This is a genomic window from Gordonia sp. UBA5067 (assembly GCF_002414845.1).
GTDB lineage: Bacteria > Actinomycetota > Actinomycetes > Mycobacteriales > Mycobacteriaceae > Gordonia > Gordonia defluvii.
The window spans coordinates 1-15,198 of sequence record NZ_DIAX01000028.1; the positions used below are offsets into that span (position 1 = coordinate 1).

Genomic DNA, 15,198 nt, shown 5'->3' on the forward strand with positions numbered 1-15,198 from the left:
TTGCGCTCCCAGAAGGCCGGTCCGACGGGTTCGATGAAGTCGCCAGCGGCAACCATGTAGCCCTGGTTGTTCACCGTGAGTGGCAGCTGTGCCAATGCGCGCGCGGCTGGTCCGAAGATCGGCTTGGCGTATTCCAGGGCATTGAACTGCGACTGGTGGCAGGGGCACAGAATGCGGTTGGTTTGCTGTTCGAACAGCGAGGTCGGGCAGCCGAGATGGCTGCAGACCTTTGTGTAAGCGTAAAAGTCGCCGTAGTTGAAGCTCTCTTGGCCTTTACGCTTGATCACCTTGGCGGCGTCCTCAGAGCGCAACCGGATGAGCATTACCGGGTTGCGCACCGCGCGCAGCCCCTCGAGCAGTTTGTGTCGGGACTCCTCGTCTTCGCCGTGGCCATCCGACGGACGCCACGGGAACACGGTTTCGATGGCGCCGGCGTCGAGGTCTTCGGGTCGGATGAGTGCGACCTGGTATGGATTGCCGGTGTCACGGCGCAGGAAGATCGTTTCGTTCGGGTTCTCTGGCGGGTTGTAGATCGGCGACCAGCCGGTGTGCCACAGTGGCGCCTTGTCTCGCAGTGCCCACGGGTTCTTGATGAAGCCGCCGAGTGCGGCAACGAGCCCGGTCAGCGCAAAGGCGCCGAGGCCGAACGCGGCCGATCCGAGGATCATCTTCCGTCGTGGCAGCGTCGACGTCTGTACGGCGTTGCCGAGTAGGGCGGCCGTGGTCTTCTTGTCGACCTCCGTCGATCCGCCGTCGTGCCGGTCCTGGACGGCGATCTCGGCGGGAATGAACCGCTTGGTGATCTGCACGACGCCGATGCCGATCGACAGGATCGACAGGCCGAAGGTGATGCCGAGCAAGGGGGTGTTAAGCGAGTACAGCCAGTAGTTCGGCTGGTCGGGCATCACGAACTTCCAGTGGTTGAACAGGAAGATGACGAGGCAGGCGAGCGCTGAGATGCCGGCCAGCGTGAACCAGAAGGTGACGAGTCGCGAGGCACGCTTCTCGGCACGGGTGCCCGGAACGGGGAAGCGGGGCTCGCGATGCAGGATCTCGACACCGTCGAGGTTCGTCCCGAGCTTCACCAGTTGGTCGTTGTCCATCGCGGCGAGTTCGTCGCTTGAGGGCGTGTTTTCCGATTCACTCATGACCGCGATCCCATCCACATTGCGAAGCCGACGATCGCGCCGATGCCGACCACCCACATGACCATGCCCTCGCTGACGGGGCCGAAGCCGCCGAGGCCGAGGCCGCCGGGCTGGCTGGCCTCGGAGGAGTACTTGATAAAGCCGATGATGTCCTTCTTCTCCTCGAGGGACAACTGCCGGTTGCTGAACTTCGGCATGTTCTGCGGTCCGGTGAGCATCGCGGTGTAGATCTGCTGCTCGTTCGCCGGGTCGAGGTTCGGGGCGAACTTGCCCGACGACAGAGCGCCGCCCCGGCCGGTAAAGTTGTGGCAGGAGGCGCAGTTGAGTCGGAACAGTTCGCTGCCACGACCTAGGTTGGTGCCGCGCAGCGAGGCCTGCGCGACGATCGGAATACCGGCCTTGTCGGTCTTGACCGTGCCGTCTGCGTTGCGCTCGTAGTACGCCTGCGGGCCACCGGAAATGGACTGCACGTATTTGCCGAGCTGAGTGATCTGGGCCTCGGTGAACTTTGCGGGTTTGCGGGCGACCTGCGCCTCGTTGCGTGCCGCGGGCATCCGGCCAGAAGAGACCTGGAAGTAGACGGCAGCGTCACCGACACCAATGAGTGACGGTCCGCGGTCGCCCACCCCCTGGAGGTTGGCGCCGTGACAGCTGATGCAGGAGGTGTCGTAGATCTGCTTTCCGGCATCGATCATCGCCTGCGACTGGGTTGTGGGGTCGGCGACGGCGACCTGGGCCTTCGGCGTGACGAGGGCGGTGATCACCCCGGCGGACAGCAGCCCGGCCAGCAGAAGGACCGTTCCCGACGCCCGGCGGCGCAACTTTCGGCGCGCTTTGACTGAGCGCGCCGGGACTGGATCGTCGTTCGCGATATCCGACGTTCGCGGGGGAGATGTACTCATCTGCGACTCTCTACTTAAGCGGACTGACCGGGGACGGGAAGTCTAGGTGGGCTAACGGATGAAGTAGATCGTGACGAACAGGGCAATCCAGACGATATCGACGAAATGCCAGTAGTAGGACACGACGATGGCCGCGGTCGCCTGGGCCGGGGTGAACTTCGATAGCCAGGTGCGTACCAGCAGGAAGATGAACGCCACGAGGCCGCCGATGACGTGCAGTCCGTGGAAGCCGGTCGCCATGTAGAAGACCGAGCCGTAGGCGGTTGACGAGATCGTCGTGCCGTGGTTCACCAGGTGGACGTACTCGTAGGCCTGGCCGGCGACGAAGATGGCGCCCATGATGAACGTCAGGATGTACCACCGGCGCAGGCCGAAGACATCGCCGCGTTCCGCCGCGAACACACCCATCTGGCATGTCACCGAGGACAGGATCAGCACGGTGGTCACTGGGACCGCGAGCCAAAGGTTGAGTTCGGTGGGCGCCATGGGCCACTCGCCGGTGGAGTTGTTCGCGCGCGCGACGAAGTACATCGCGAACAGCCCGGCGAAGAACATGAGCTCACTGGAAAGCCATACGATCGTGCCGACGCTGACCATGTTGGGACGGTTCAGCGAGTGCACCCGAGCCGTAATGGCCGTTGACGGGGTACCTGCAGCGCTAGTCACACAAGAAGTATGACGGTTCGTAGTAAAGCGTGACCACCGGGGTCGCGAAATTGGTTGAAATTTCTGTGGCGGCGCAGGTAGAGATATGTGGGCCGATCGTCTCCCGGCGTGTCTAGCGGAGCTATCGGGCCGTCAACCACCGCTGTGGGCCTCGATTAGGGTGGACGGGGTGAGAAGCTATCAGCCCGAGTTGAGTTGGCCGCTGGTCCTCGGTTTGGTGACCGAGAACCGTGACCTGACTGCGGATCAGGCGCGGTGGGCGATGGACGAGATCATGGCCGACGCGGCGACCAGCGCGCAGATTGCGGGCTTCGGCCTTGCGGTCAAGATGAAGGGTGCGGCGCCTGCGGAACTCATTGGACTCGCCGATGCGATGCTCTCCCACGCGATCCTGGTGGAGACGGATCGGGATGCTGTCGACGTCGTCGGAACTGGCGGAGACCGTTCCCAGACGGTCAATATCTCGACGATGACGGCGATCGTGGTCGCGGCCACCGGGGTCCCAGTCGTCAAGCACGGCAACCGGGCTGCTTCGTCGAAGAGTGGGGGTGCGGATGTGCTCGAAGCACTGGGCGTGACCATCACCCTCGACGCCGAGGCCGTCGCGCGCTGTGTGGCCGAAGTCGGTATCGGGTTCTGTTTCGCCCCGGTGTTCCATCCGGCATTTCGATTCACCGGCCCGCCGCGCAAGGAGTTGGGCGTGCCAACGGTGTTCAACGTTCTCGGTCCCCTGACCAACCCTGCGCAACCGCGAGCGGGCCTCATCGGCTGCGCGTTCGCCGATCTCGCACCGGTGTTGGCCCAGACGTTCGCTGATCGGGGATCGTCGGTGCTCGTCGTGCGCGGCGACGACGGCCTCGACGAATTCACGACCACGAGCGCGTCGACGGTGTGGCAGGTCGTTGATGGCCGGGTGACCCAGCATCGTATCGACCCGCAGAGCGACCTTGGGATCGCTCGGGTGGAACTATCGGCCCTGCAGGGCGGCGATGCACAGGACAATGCGGCGGTGGCCCGGGCCCTGTTCGACGGCGCGTGCGGGCCGGTGCGCGACGCGGTGCTGCTCAACACGGGTGCCGCGTTGGTGGCCGCCGAGCAGACCGGGCCGATGAACCGAGAGGAACTGGTGGCGGCGCTGCGGGCGGCGATGGCGCGTGGCGGCGCGGCGATCGACTCAGGCGCGGCGGCCGACGTGCTCGATCGGTGGGCGCGCCTCAGTACCGCACTCGCCTAGGCTATTCGCCGACGGAGAACCCTGCCTCGGTCTCTTCGCTCGCATAGCTGCGGAATGCGATGTGGGTGGTCGATCCGGTGATCCCCGGTAGCCGGTTGATGCGGTTGGTGACGACTTCGGCGATGCCATCGTGGTCGCGCACGCGGACCTTCGCGATGAGGTCGACATCGCCCGCGCAGGAGTAGACCTCCGTCACCCCGGCGATATCAGCGACCGCCTGGGCGGTCTCCGGGATCGAGTGGATGTCGGCGTTGATCAACACGAATGCGGTGAGCATGGGTTACAGCGTAGTCACGCGTCGCGTGCCGAGCGGGCCCTCGCTGCCCAGTCGGCCCACCCGCAGGCGCTTGCGCGGGGCAGGGCGAATCCGTCGGAGGTGTCCACGATGCGGGCGTCTCCCGCAGTGATCCACCGATAAACCAGGGCGGCCTCCTCGGCGGGCGCGCCGCGCAGCGGATCGTCGGAGGCCACCACGGTTTGCGCGGCGGCGACGACGGCTTCGACTACCGGCATCGGCGGGACACCCGGCCGGGAGACGCCGGCCCCGGCGAGGCGGCCGTGGCGCACAACAGCGAATTGCCAGCCGCCGGCCGGTTTCGGACGGGCGACGACGAGATGCTCGATGGAACACAGCGCACGAAGTCGTTGGGCTCGGCCGAGCGCGGAGACCGTCTCGGCGAGTTGGTCTCGCCGGCGAACTGCGGTCTCGAAATGTTCGGCGGCCGCGGCGGCGGCGACCGATTCGGCGAGCACGTGCAGCACTCGGTCGGAACGGCCGTTGGCCGCATCGATTGCCGCACGCACGCGCGGGAGATAGTCCGTTACCGATTCCGGCCGTGGTGCCGCTGCCGAACAGTCGCCGACAGCGTTGTGTGGGCCGCACCAGTGGAAGCTGTCCCGTGCGCCGAGGCGAGTCGTGCAGGAGCGGAGGCCCGTTGCGCGGGTCAGCGCATCGGCGATTGTTTGCGCGACGGTGCGACGCGAAACCGGCCCGATCGATGTCGCGTCGGCAAGGCCGTCCAGTGGGGCCGGCTGGGGCTCGCGACGCACGACGAACCGGGGAAACCGTTCCTCGGTGAGGCAGATCCACCAACCACGCCGCGGCTGCGTCGACCGGCGGTTGTATGCCGGGTTGTGGGCGGCGAGTAGCCGCAATTCCCGCACGCCGGCCTCGAGGTCGTGTGCGCACACCACGTGGTCGACGCCTACCGCAAGTGCGACCATTTCGGCAATCCGGGGCCGCGGATCGCCGGAGAAGTAGGTCTGGACCCGACGGCGGAGGTCGCCTGCTGTGCCCACGTACAGCACTTCGCCCGATGCTCCGCGGAATAGGTAGACCCCCGGTGCGCGGGGGACTGTCGAACCCAGGTGACGCTTGGCCCGCTGCGCCGGGGACGCGCGGGGCAGGTAGTCCAGTAGTTCGGTGAACGTGCTCACGCCCCGGTTGCCGATTCGCTCAAGCAACCCATGGAGCACGTCAACCGTTGCACGGGCATCGTCGAGGGCCCGGTGTGTGGGGGTCGTCGACGCGCCGAAGAGCATGGCCAACGCCGACAGGCGCACCGAGGGCGCCTCCGCTCGGGTGAGGACCCGGCGGGCCAGCGCGACAGTGCACAAAGTTGCGGGAAAGTGGAAGTCGGCACCGGTCTGGCGCGCCGCGGCGGCGAGGAAGCCGAGGTCGAATCGAGCATTGTGGGCCACCAGCACGGCGCCGCGGGCGAACTCCAGGAATGACACGATGACCTCGGAGATCGGCGGTGCGGTCGACACCATGGCCACGGTGATGCCAGTAAGGGTGACGATCTCCGCAGGTATCGGCCGCCCCGGGTCCACGAGCGTGGCGAACTCGCCGAGCACCTCGCCGCCGCGGACCTTGACGGCGCCGATCTCGGTGATCGCGTCGTGGGCGGCACTTCCGCCGGTGGTCTCGAGGTCGACGATGACGAACGGCGTCGACGCGAGCGACTGGCTGATCCCACCGTGCACGCTGGCGGACATTTCAGCCAGCTCCCCGCCGGTGGCGGCGCGACCGTGGGAGCCGGGCCGCCGAGGCGTGGTCGGCAGTCCGACATCCGGGAGACCGGAGTCGGCCAGGGTGAGTTGTTCGGTTTCCGGGGGGCCCACAACCTGCATATTCCGAACGCTAGTTCGAGCCTCTGACATTCGATTGCCGCCGGGCGGCGTCACCGGGATTGTCGGAGGTCCTCGCTAGCGTCGACGTCAGGCCGGATTCGCCGGAGCCCCGGGCAAACACGCGGGAAACAGCCGGTGAATCCTTGAGTGAGGTGGAGATCACATGAGAATTGACTGCGATAGCTGTCCCGGGCGCCCGACTGCCTGCGCCGGCTGCATGATGAATGTCCTGATTACCGGCGCTTCAGGCTTATACGCAGGGGAAACAGGGGAATCGCCCCCGATTGCCGAGCAGCGCGCCGACATGCTGGTGGCCATTGCGAACTTTCGCCGGGCGATGCTCGTCACACCGGTCGAGGCGCGCGCGGCAATCGGACGGATAAGCCCACGTCAAGATGGTGGCGGTCGTGGATTTCTGTCGATCGTCGAGGCGGGGTAGGGTAGGACGCTGGCTCGACGATCTTGACGAGGTTCGACCGAAACGGTGGACATTTGCCCGTCGTTTTCGTAATCTTTTCGAGACATTGCGGAACGTCACGCTTCACCAGAAGTGATCCGCGAGAGTCAATCGCTGAGTCACCCTGCGAAGGGTGAACCGGGGACCCACCAATAGGCCGCAAGGCCGCCTGGGGTGAATCGCCGCGCCTGATGCAGTTCATCAGGCAACGTGTAGGGCATCTTCCAGCCCGAACCCGACAGCTAACCCGGTAGGCGCAGGGAGACATAAAGGAGATACTTCTCGTGGCCAAACATCGTTTGGAGCAGACCAGCCGCGGCACCAAGGTGGCGAAGGGCGCGGTCATCACCGGCGCCATCGCGATGGGCTCGATCGCTGCCGGTCAGGCCGTGGCGTCGCCTATTGCCCTGCCGCACCTCGGGAACGTCGAACTCGGCGCCCTCGGTGACCACCTCAGCCAGCAGAAGCACCAGGCTTCGCCCAAGGCGAAGGGCATGACGGTCAGCAAGACCGCTACCAAGACCGCGCCGCCCGCGCAGGTCCAGGTGCCCAATATCGGTACCTTCGCGATTCCGGGCATTGCGCAGAATCAGGTGCCCAAGGAGTTCCAGCCGAAGGGCATGACTGCTCCGGCCGCCGCACGCAACACCGTTGCGGACAAGGCCGTGCTCAACGCCGAGAGTAAGATCGGGTCGCCGTACGTCTACGGCTCGGCCGGTCCGAACGCCTTCGATTGCTCCGGCCTGGTCTTCTGGTCCTACAAGAACGCAGGCAAGACTGTTCCCCGCGACAGCTACGGCCAGATGGCCGGTGGTCGCTCGGTGGCCTACAAGGATGCCCAGCCCGGTGACATTCTGATCTTCAACGGTGGAAGCCACTCCGGCATCTACGTCGGCAACGGCGAATTCGTGCACAGCCAGACTGAAGGCGTGCCCGTCAACAAGCAGAAGGTCAAGACTTGGGCCTTGACCGCTGTCCGCCGCTACTGAGGGTTGAGTAAGCGCTGAGGTGGGCGGATATCCCGGGTGTGTCCCGGGGGTCCGCCTCTCCTCGTCTCTGGGAGTCGGAACAAGAATGGGAATCGTGAACTCTGCGAGCTCGGTCAGGCGCTACGCTGCTGCTGCCGTGATGGTGTCGTCGATCGTGTTGACGGCGGTACCGACGTCGATCACGTCGGCCGTCCCCGTGCGCAACGCCGGTCAGCTCGTGGCCGATTACAAGAAGCTGAATGTCGAGGCGGAGCGGTCCGCCGAGGCGATGCACAATGCCACGATCGAGTACAACAAACAACGGACGGTCGTTGACCAGTCGCGCACGGCGGCAGCGGCGGCACAGCACAAGCTCGATTCGACGGCCGCGCGACAGCAGCAGCTCCAGGGCCGCGTGAACGGGATCCTGCGCGCGAGTTACCGCGGTGCCCGCATCAACCGTCTTTATGCACTGCTGGTGAGCGACTCGCCGCAGCAGATGCTCGACCAGATGTCGGCGCTGGACATCGTCTCGCACGACGCCACACGCAACCTGAAAGACCTGGCCCGCGTGCGTGCGGCCGCGGTAGCGACCAAGGACGACTCGGCGAGGGCGACGGCGGCGGCGAATGTCGCCATCGCCAAGGTGGAGAAGACCCGCGGCGAGTTGCAGGCCAAGCGTGCCAATCTTGCGCTGCAAGCGATTCAGATCCGTGCGGTGTACCAGTCGATGACCGGCCAGCAACTCGCCGAGTTGCGCGGCCCTAAGTTCGACTTCAATCCCAACCTGGTCCCGAAGGGGACGTCCGCGGCACTGATTGCGGTCCAGGCGGCACTCTCCAGGATTGGCGACCCGTACGTTTGGGGTGCCACCGGACCCGATCAATTCGATTGTTCGGGACTGATGGTGTGGGCATACCGACAGGCCGGGATGGGTTTGCCCCGGTCGAGTGAGGCTCAGATGGGGGCGGGTGTCCCAGTCAGTCGTGACCAGTTGCGCCCCGGTGACTTGATCATCTACTACCCCGATGCCCACCACGTAGGCATGTACGTCGGCGACGGCTACGTCATCCACGCATCGACCTTCGGCGTTCCGGTCAAGGTCGTTCCGGTCGACGGGGCCGGCCCCTACCAGTCGGCACGCCGGGTCTAGTCACAGCCGTGGCGTCGCGGTGGCTGCGTGCGCCCGTCGTGCTGTGTGGCGCACTACTGCTTGCCTCATGCGGTGCGCAGACGCCGGATTCGTCGCGAAATGCGACGACCAGCACCACGGTCGATGTCTTCCAGCAGCAGCGGACCGACGGTGTCACAGCACTCCTGCACCGCCTCGATCGCGCGCTGCTGCGCGGCACGCCGGCCGACCTCGCTGCGATCGTCGACCCAGCCGCTTCGCCCGAGTTTCGGCGATCCCTGCAGGTGATGCAGGATAACCTCAGTTCAATAACGCCAAGAACGGACGCCGAGGCGCGGCAGCCATTGCGCTACAAGACGTTTGAACACTACGTGGGCGCCGCGGATGCGGAAGAGCTCGTACCCGACGCAGTGGCGGCCAAGCTGACCGCGCAGGGTAGCAGCGACAGTTGGGTATCCCCGGTCCGATTGCGTTTTGCGCTGGGGGGTGTTGGGGTGCCGGGCCTCGATGAGTCGCCGATCGACATCGAGGCCCCGCTGGTGGTCGCGCGCTACGACGACCGGTGGACGCTGGTCGGCGACCTCGAGGTTCTGCATCGACCGCCGAATGGGGCCGGCCTGTGGAGCTTTCCGGGCGTCCGGGCGACCGCCGCGCCGACCGGCACCGGGCAATCGGTCGTTGCCTCGTATCCGGGGGCGGCCGAGATGGCGGCCCGACTGGTTGCGCTGCTGCCCGCAGCGGTCCGCGCTGTCACGGCCTTTTGGGGTGACCGATGGCCGCAGCGCGCATTGGTCATCGCCACTGGCAGCGACCAAGAGTTTGCCGCTCTGGCGGTCAGCGGTGGCGCCGATGTCTCTGCCGCGGCGGCCGCGACGGTGTACACCACACTCGACGTACCCAATCACGCGGTGACGGGGCAGCGGATTGTCTTCACTCCGGCGGCGAGCAGGCTGGCGACGCCGCTCCTCGCCGTGGTGCTCCGCCATGAGCTGAGCCATGTGGCGGTGCGCCTGGCCACCAAACCCGATGCGCCCCAATGGTTGACCGAAGGCGTGGCCGAGTATGTCGGCCGCAAGGGCACCTACGTGCGGTTTGAGGACGTGGCCCCCGACTTGGCGGTCACGACGCGCACCGGTGCCGCACCCGCCTGGCCGACCGATCAAGATTTCGCGGTCGACTCGCAGCGGGCATCGCTGGCCTACCAGAGCGCTTGGTCCATCGCCGCCTTTGTCGCGCAGCGCTATTCCGAGGATGCGTTGCGCAAGCTCTACCTCGGTGTCGCCGGTGCTGCAGACGACGCGGCGGCGGCGGCTGCGATCCGTGATGCGGTCGGCGTGCCGCAACCCGAACTTGAGCGGCAGTGGCGGGCATGGGTGCGAAAGCAGACCGGCGGATGACCCGCCCCGCGCCGATTGGGCGTACCTTGCTCATCACCAATGACTTCCCGCCACGCCCGGGCGGGATTCAGTCGTACTTGGAGAACCTCGTCGATCTGCTGCCGCCCGAACAGATCGTTGTCTACGCGCCGCGCTGGCGGGGCCGGTCGCACATCGAGTTCGACGACAAGGCGCCCTACACGGTCGTCCGCCACCCCACGACCTTGATGCTGCCGACCCCTTTTGTCGCGCGACGCGCAGCCCGGCTGGTGCGGGATCACGCTATCGAGAACGTGTGGTTCGGCGCCGCAGCTCCGCTGGCACTGCTCGCCCCCGTCGTCCGCCGCGCCGGTGCATCCCGCGTACTCGCCTCGACGCACGGGCACGAAGTGGGTTGGTCGATGTTGCCAGGCGCACGGCAGGTCCTACGGGCCATCGGCGAGACGACCGACTCCGTCACCTTTGTGAGTAGGTACACTCGGGGGCGCTTCGCCTCCGCCTTCGGGCCGCAGTCAGCACTGGAGTATCTGCCGCCGGGGGTCGACGTCGGCCGGTTCGCGCCCGATGGCGAAGCGCGCCGGCTTATCCGGGAGCGCCACGGGCTGGGGGACCGGCCGGTGATCGTGTGTCTGTCGCGGCTCGTCCCGCGTAAGGGACAGGACATGCTGATCCGGGCACTACCCGAGATCCGCGAGCAGGTCCCCGGCGCAGCGTTGCTGATCGTGGGCGGAGGGCCGTATGCCGCGACCCTGCATGAGTTGGCCGCCGCCACCCCGGATGGTGAGCAGGTGATTTTCACCGGCTCGGTTCCCGGCCATGAACTGCCCCTCTACCACAATGCGGCCGACGTGTTCGCGATGCCATCGCGGACCCGGGGTGGGGGATTGGACGTTGAGGGCCTGGGCATCGTGTATCTGGAGGCGTCTGCCTGTGGCGTCCCGGTAGTCGCGGGCGATTCTGGGGGGGCACCGGAGACGGTGATCGCCGGCCGCACCGGCCTCGTCGTCAACGGACGGTCGGTGCCGCAGATCGTCGAGGCGGTGGCCATGATTCTCGGTGACCCGCCACGGGCGCGCCGGATGGGCGCGGCCGGGCGCGAGTTCGTTGAGCAGCAATGGCAATGGCCGCAGATCGCGGCTAGATTGATCACGCTGCTCAACGCCTGACGATGCTCTGACGATCGGGGTGCGTCAGTCCATCGGGGTGCGTCAGTGCGCGTAGATCGCCTCGATCTCGGTCGCGAACTTCTCGGACACGACGTTGCGCTTGACCTTCAGGGTAGGGGTCAGTTCGCCGGCTTCCTCGGAGAAGTCGACCGGCAGCAGCCGGAACTTCTTGATGGCCTCGGCGTGGGACACCGTCTTGTTCGCCTCATCGATCGCCGACTGGATCGCCGATCGCAGATCGGCATTGTCGACGAGAGCGGCGGTCGGCGTGGCGACGGGAATCGCGTTCTGCGCCTTCCAGGTTTGAAGTGCCTCGGAGTCGAGGGTGACGAGTGCGCCGATGAACGGTTGCTTGTCGCCGACCACGAGGGCCTGCGATACCAGCGGGTGCGCCCGGATGCTGTCCTCGAGCCCGGCGGGCGAGACATTCTTGCCGCCGGCGGTCACCAGGATTTCCTTCTTCCGCCCGGTGATCGAGATGAAGCCATCGCGGTCCACCTTGCCGATATCCCCGGTGTGGAACCAGCCGTCGTTGATCGACTCGGCGGTCGCCGCCGGATTCTTCCAGTAGCCGGTAAAGACGACGCCGCCGGACAGCAGAATCTCGCCGTCCTCGGCGATGCGGACGGCGTTGCCGGCGAGTGGCCGTCCGACCGTGCCGACTTTAACCGCGCCGGGTGTGTTCACGGAGAAGGCCGCGGTGGTCTCGGTGAGGCCGTAGCCTTCGTAAACGGGGATGCCAATGCCGGAGAAGAAGTGGCCCAGGCGGGCACCGAGCGGTGCGCCGCCAGAGATTGCCAGTTCGCACACGCCGCCCAGTGCGGCCCGCAGCTTCGCGTACACCAGCCGGTCGAAAACTGCGTGGCGCACACGGAGCGCGAGCCCGACCGACTTGCGCTCCTTGGCCGTGTTGTAGGCGATGGCGGTCTCGGCGGCCATGTCGAAGACTTTGCCCTTGCCGTCGTCGTGCGCCTTCTGGCGGGCGGTGTTGTACACCTTCTCGAACACGCGCGGCACCGACAGGATAAGGCTCGGACGGAATACCGCGAACTCGGGCACCAGGTTCGGAATGTCGTTGTAGAACCCGACGGCGACACCGCTACGGATCGCGACAAGGGTGATGGCGTGGGCCAGCACGTGGGCCATCGGGAGGAACATGAGCAGGCGCTTGCCCGGCATGAGCAGCGAGCGCAGCCCGCTCGAGAGGACCGCCTCGATCTCACTGAGAAGGTTCGAGTGGGTGAGCATGCAGCCCTTGGGCCGACCGGTTGTACCCGAGGTATAGATGAGAATCGCGGGATCGTCGGCGCGCACTCCCCGGCGCCGGGCGGCGACCTCCTCGTCGGAAATCGCTTCGCCGGCGGCGATCAGTTCTTCGATGACGCCGGGGGCGCCGTCGACGGGATCGATTTGCCACCGGTGGGCGAGCTTGCCCGCTACGTCGGTGTGATCGAGGATCATCCGATGGGCGGAAGTCTCGGCGATGATGCCGACGGCCTCGGAGTCGCTGCAGATCCAGTCGATCTGTGGCCCCGAAGAGGTCTCGTAGATCGGTACCGTTACGGCCCCGGCGGTCCAGATTGCGAAGTCGAGCAGAATCCATTCGGTCCGCGTCGCGCTCAGCAGTGCGACCCGGTCGCCGGGCTTGACCCCTTGGGCCATGAAACCCTTGGCAATGGCGGTGACTCGCTCGGTGATGGTTCGCGCGTCGAGCGGCGCCCAGGTGGCGCCGGTTTTGTCGAGCACAACCGTGTGCGTCGGATTCTTGGCCGCGATATCGAAGATGATGTCGGTGCTGTTCGCGCTGTCGGCGATGGAGAATGGCGCGGGCACGGAGTACTCGGATGGCACGGGATGGCCTTTCGCATGTGAAGGAGGGCGTTGTTCATCGTATCCGGGTGGGTTCGCCGGCGGTTCATCGCGGCCGTATGTGAAGCTAGAGGCGTGACGAGCATTCAGGTGGCAGACGAGACCTTCGTCGCCGCAGCGCCGGAACTGGTGCGCGAAGCGCTCGGTGATCGCTCCCAATGGTCCCGGTGGTGGCCCGACTTGGACCTCGCTGTGATCGAGGACCGGGCGGCGTCGGGGCTGCGCTGGTCGGTCGCCGGCCCGGTCGAGGGCACGATGGAGGTGTGGTGCGAGCCGGTGATGGACGGATTTGTGTTGCACTACTTCCTGCATGGTGAACCGCTGGGGCATCTCCCGCGCAAGCCGCGCGCCCTCTACGATGAGTTGGCCGAGGTCAATCGTCGTCGGCGAGTAGCAGGCAAGGCGATGGCCTTCGAAATCAAGGCGCGGCTGGAGCGCCACCGGGCAGCCGGTGATCCGGCGGTTGCGGCCGAGCAGGGGATGACAGGAGGAGTGCGTGGCTGACCACACTGCGCAGTCCATCGTGATGGGCGCCGATCCCGACGTCATCATGGCGGTGATCGCCGACTTCGACGACTATCCGACGTGGGTGTCCGCGGCGCGGGAGGCGCGGGTCATCGAGACCGGCGCCGATGGCAAGGCGCGCCGCGTGCGTTTTGAATTGGATGCGGGCGTGCTGAAGGACACGTACGTCCTGGAGTATGACTGGGCTGACGACGGGATGGCCGTCAGTTGGGAGCTTGTCAGCAGCAATCTGCAACGCGCCCAGCGCGGCAGATACACGCTCGTCGCGCAAACCGCTGGTTCGACGAAGGTGTCCTACGAGCTCATGGTCGATCTGCTCGTTCCGGTTATCGCCCAGCTCAAGCGGCGCGCGGAGAAGGCGATCATCAGTTCAGCGCTACATGAACTCAAGAAGCGGGTCGAAGGCTGATCGACCTCACTCCCATTCAGCTCGTCCTCGGTCCGGGCGGGGCCGGGGTATCCGTCGTGGCCGCCGCCGCTGCCGTCGGCAGACAGCGGCGGGCCCCGCGATCGGCATCGCTGCTCGACGGCGGGCAGAGTGGAACGCTGTTGGTGACGCTCGATCGCGACACCCCAGTTCCCGACCTGGTGGGGGTCTACCCGTCGCCGGGCCGACCGGTGCCGATCAGTGCCAACGCGAGTCTGCTGGCGCTCGACCCGCTGGGAGTGTTGGAGCCCGCCTGGGCGAATTTCGCCCAGGCCATCGGTGGCTTCGCGTCGGGACCGACGCTGCCGGTGCTGTCGGTCCTCGGCTCGATTGACCCCGGCGAGCTGAGTTCGCTGCCCGGATTCGAGGAGTTGCTGTTGTGGCGGCGGATTCGCGACGAGGCGACGAGTGGGCGCTGGAGCACTATCATCGTGGACTGTTCCGGACACGGCGACCCGTTCGCGCTGTTGCGCGCACCGGCGGCGTTGAGCCAGGTGATCAACCGGTTGTGGCCGCGGCATCGCCGTCTCGCTGCGGCGGCGGAGCGCCCGGTGCTGGCGCAGGCCAGTGGTGCCGTCGACGAATTGGACCGCGATTGCCGTGACGTCGTCGATCTCCTGGCCGATCCGGCAACGACCGCCGCGCACCTCGTCGTCGACAGCGGGAAGCGCGGAATGCAGCAGTTGCCCCGGGCCGCGGCGCTGGCGGCGCTCACGGCTGTGCCGGTTCGGACGATCTACCGCAACGACGGGACGACGCGACGGCCCGAGCCGGGCGGTGCGGCGGTGGCCGACGAACTGGCCGCCGGCTTCGACTGCCAGTCGGTGGAAATCGGCGCGGCCGAAGAGCCGCTTGACCGCGTGGCCCGGTTGCGCCGGCTCGGTGTTGGTTTCGCGGATCCGTCTGGCGCGGCGGTCGGCGCGGCGGCGGCGGCGGTGGCGCGAATCTCGGGGAGTGGGGTGGACGCCGTCTATGAGTTGCGCTGGCACCAGCCGCTGGCCGACCCCTCCCGGTTCGGCTTGGGTCGCGCCGGGGACGATCTCCTGGTGACGATCAGCGGGTTCCGCTATCCGGTGCGCTTGCCTTCGGTGCTGCGGCGGTGCTCGGTGATCGGCGCCGACTGGGACGAGCAAGAACTGCGTATCCGGTTCACCCCCGACCCCGCAGTGTGGCCCACGCGACCAACGGCGTGACG

The 15,198-nt window shown here is 66.5% G+C and carries 15 protein-coding genes and 1 riboswitch; of the genes, 9 read left to right on the plus strand and 6 right to left on the minus strand.

The features are described 5' to 3' along the window. The 3 genes from B4M62_RS04040 to B4M62_RS04050 form a co-directional block, all read right to left on the minus strand. A partial coding sequence (locus B4M62_RS04040; RefSeq protein WP_290705514.1) for a ubiquinol-cytochrome c reductase iron-sulfur subunit occupies positions 1-1,148 on the minus strand: 1,148 nt, incomplete at its 3' end. After that, complete coding sequence (locus B4M62_RS04045) at positions 1,145-2,050, minus strand: cytochrome c (RefSeq protein ID WP_290705517.1); 906 nt, start codon at positions 2,048-2,050, stop codon at positions 1,145-1,147. The genes B4M62_RS04040 and B4M62_RS04045, both read right to left, overlap by 4 nt. Positions 2,051-2,101: 51 nt before the next feature. Beyond that, entirely contained in the window at positions 2,102-2,716 is a 615-nt protein-coding gene (locus tag B4M62_RS04050; protein ID WP_290705520.1) for a cytochrome c oxidase subunit 3, read from the minus strand. 169 nt (positions 2,717-2,885) lie between these two features. On the opposite strand from B4M62_RS04050, the gene trpD reads away from it, so the two are divergent. Then, complete coding sequence (trpD, locus tag B4M62_RS04055; RefSeq protein WP_290705523.1) at positions 2,886-3,950, plus strand: anthranilate phosphoribosyltransferase; 1,065 nt, start codon at positions 2,886-2,888, stop codon at positions 3,948-3,950. Between the two features lies 1 nt (position 3,951). Here the strand turns inward: trpD and B4M62_RS04060 are convergent, their stop codons facing one another. After that, complete coding sequence (locus B4M62_RS04060) at positions 3,952-4,227, minus strand: Lrp/AsnC family transcriptional regulator (protein ID WP_290705526.1); 276 nt, start codon at positions 4,225-4,227, stop codon at positions 3,952-3,954. A gap of 14 nt (positions 4,228-4,241) precedes the next feature. After that, positions 4,242-6,083: a DEDD exonuclease domain-containing protein gene (locus B4M62_RS04065; RefSeq protein WP_414651771.1), complete on the minus strand. Its 1,842-nt coding sequence runs from the start codon at positions 6,081-6,083 to the stop codon at positions 4,242-4,244. 217 nt (positions 6,084-6,300) lie between these two features. On the opposite strand from B4M62_RS04065, the gene B4M62_RS04070 reads away from it, so the two are divergent. The 5 genes from B4M62_RS04070 (at position 6,301) to B4M62_RS04090 (ending at position 11,182) form a co-directional block, all read left to right on the plus strand. Next, positions 6,301-6,522, plus strand: coding sequence for a hypothetical protein (locus tag B4M62_RS04070; RefSeq protein WP_290705529.1), 222 nt, complete (start codon positions 6,301-6,303; stop codon positions 6,520-6,522). 120 nt (positions 6,523-6,642) lie between these two features. Next, a riboswitch (cyclic di-AMP (ydaO/yuaA leader) is annotated at positions 6,643-6,811 on the plus strand. A 13-nt stretch (positions 6,812-6,824) separates the two neighbouring features. Beyond that, on the plus strand, positions 6,825-7,529 hold the full coding sequence (locus B4M62_RS04075) for a C40 family peptidase (RefSeq protein WP_290705531.1): 705 nt from the start codon (positions 6,825-6,827) through the stop codon (positions 7,527-7,529). An 85-nt stretch (positions 7,530-7,614) separates the two neighbouring features. After that, positions 7,615-8,661, plus strand: a complete 1,047-nt coding sequence (locus tag B4M62_RS04080; RefSeq protein ID WP_414651772.1) for a C40 family peptidase — start codon at positions 7,615-7,617, stop codon at positions 8,659-8,661. Positions 8,662-8,669: 8 nt separating this feature from the next. Beyond that, positions 8,670-10,037, plus strand: a complete 1,368-nt coding sequence (locus B4M62_RS04085) for a peptidase MA family metallohydrolase (RefSeq protein WP_290705534.1) — start codon at positions 8,670-8,672, stop codon at positions 10,035-10,037. A gap of 14 nt (positions 10,038-10,051) precedes the next feature. Next, complete coding sequence (locus tag B4M62_RS04090; RefSeq protein WP_290705801.1) at positions 10,052-11,182, plus strand: glycosyltransferase family 4 protein; 1,131 nt, start codon at positions 10,052-10,054, stop codon at positions 11,180-11,182. A gap of 42 nt (positions 11,183-11,224) precedes the next feature. Here the strand turns inward: B4M62_RS04090 and B4M62_RS04095 are convergent, their stop codons facing one another. After that, complete coding sequence (locus tag B4M62_RS04095) at positions 11,225-13,033, minus strand: AMP-dependent synthetase/ligase (RefSeq protein WP_290705537.1); 1,809 nt, start codon at positions 13,031-13,033, stop codon at positions 11,225-11,227. Between the two features lie 93 nt (positions 13,034-13,126). On the opposite strand from B4M62_RS04095, the gene B4M62_RS04100 reads away from it, so the two are divergent. From B4M62_RS04100 to B4M62_RS04110, 3 genes are read left to right on the plus strand one after another with little or no spacing between them, the layout of a single operon-like run. Beyond that, a complete protein-coding gene (locus tag B4M62_RS04100) occupies positions 13,127-13,555 on the plus strand; it encodes a hypothetical protein (protein WP_290705540.1) in 429 nt (142 codons plus the stop codon). Continuing rightward, a complete protein-coding gene (locus B4M62_RS04105) occupies positions 13,548-13,985 on the plus strand; it encodes an SRPBCC family protein (RefSeq protein ID WP_290705543.1) in 438 nt (145 codons plus the stop codon). Before B4M62_RS04100 ends, B4M62_RS04105 begins: the two co-directional genes overlap by 8 nt. Positions 13,986-13,999: 14 nt before the next feature. After that, positions 14,000-15,196 (plus strand): ArsA family ATPase, encoded by a 1,197-nt coding sequence (locus tag B4M62_RS04110; protein ID WP_414651778.1) that lies wholly within the window; start codon positions 14,000-14,002, stop codon positions 15,194-15,196. Positions 15,197-15,198: the final 2 nt, after the last annotated feature.

Bases quoted from the DNA above. Each gene is read 5' to 3' on its own strand.
- B4M62_RS04060 (WP_290705526.1), bottom strand. From the start codon at position 4,227: ATGCTCACCGCATTCGTGTTGATCAACGCCGACATCCACTCGATCCCG.
- B4M62_RS04045 (WP_290705517.1), bottom strand. From the start codon at position 2,050: ATGAGTACATCTCCCCCGCGAACGTCGGATATCGCGAACGACGATCCA.
- B4M62_RS04070 (WP_290705529.1), top strand. From the start codon at position 6,301: ATGATGAATGTCCTGATTACCGGCGCTTCAGGCTTATACGCAGGGGAA.
- B4M62_RS04065 (WP_414651771.1), bottom strand. From the start codon at position 6,083: ATGCAGGTTGTGGGCCCCCCGGAAACCGAACAACTCACCCTGGCCGAC.
- B4M62_RS04080 (WP_414651772.1), top strand. From the start codon at position 7,615: ATGGGAATCGTGAACTCTGCGAGCTCGGTCAGGCGCTACGCTGCTGCT.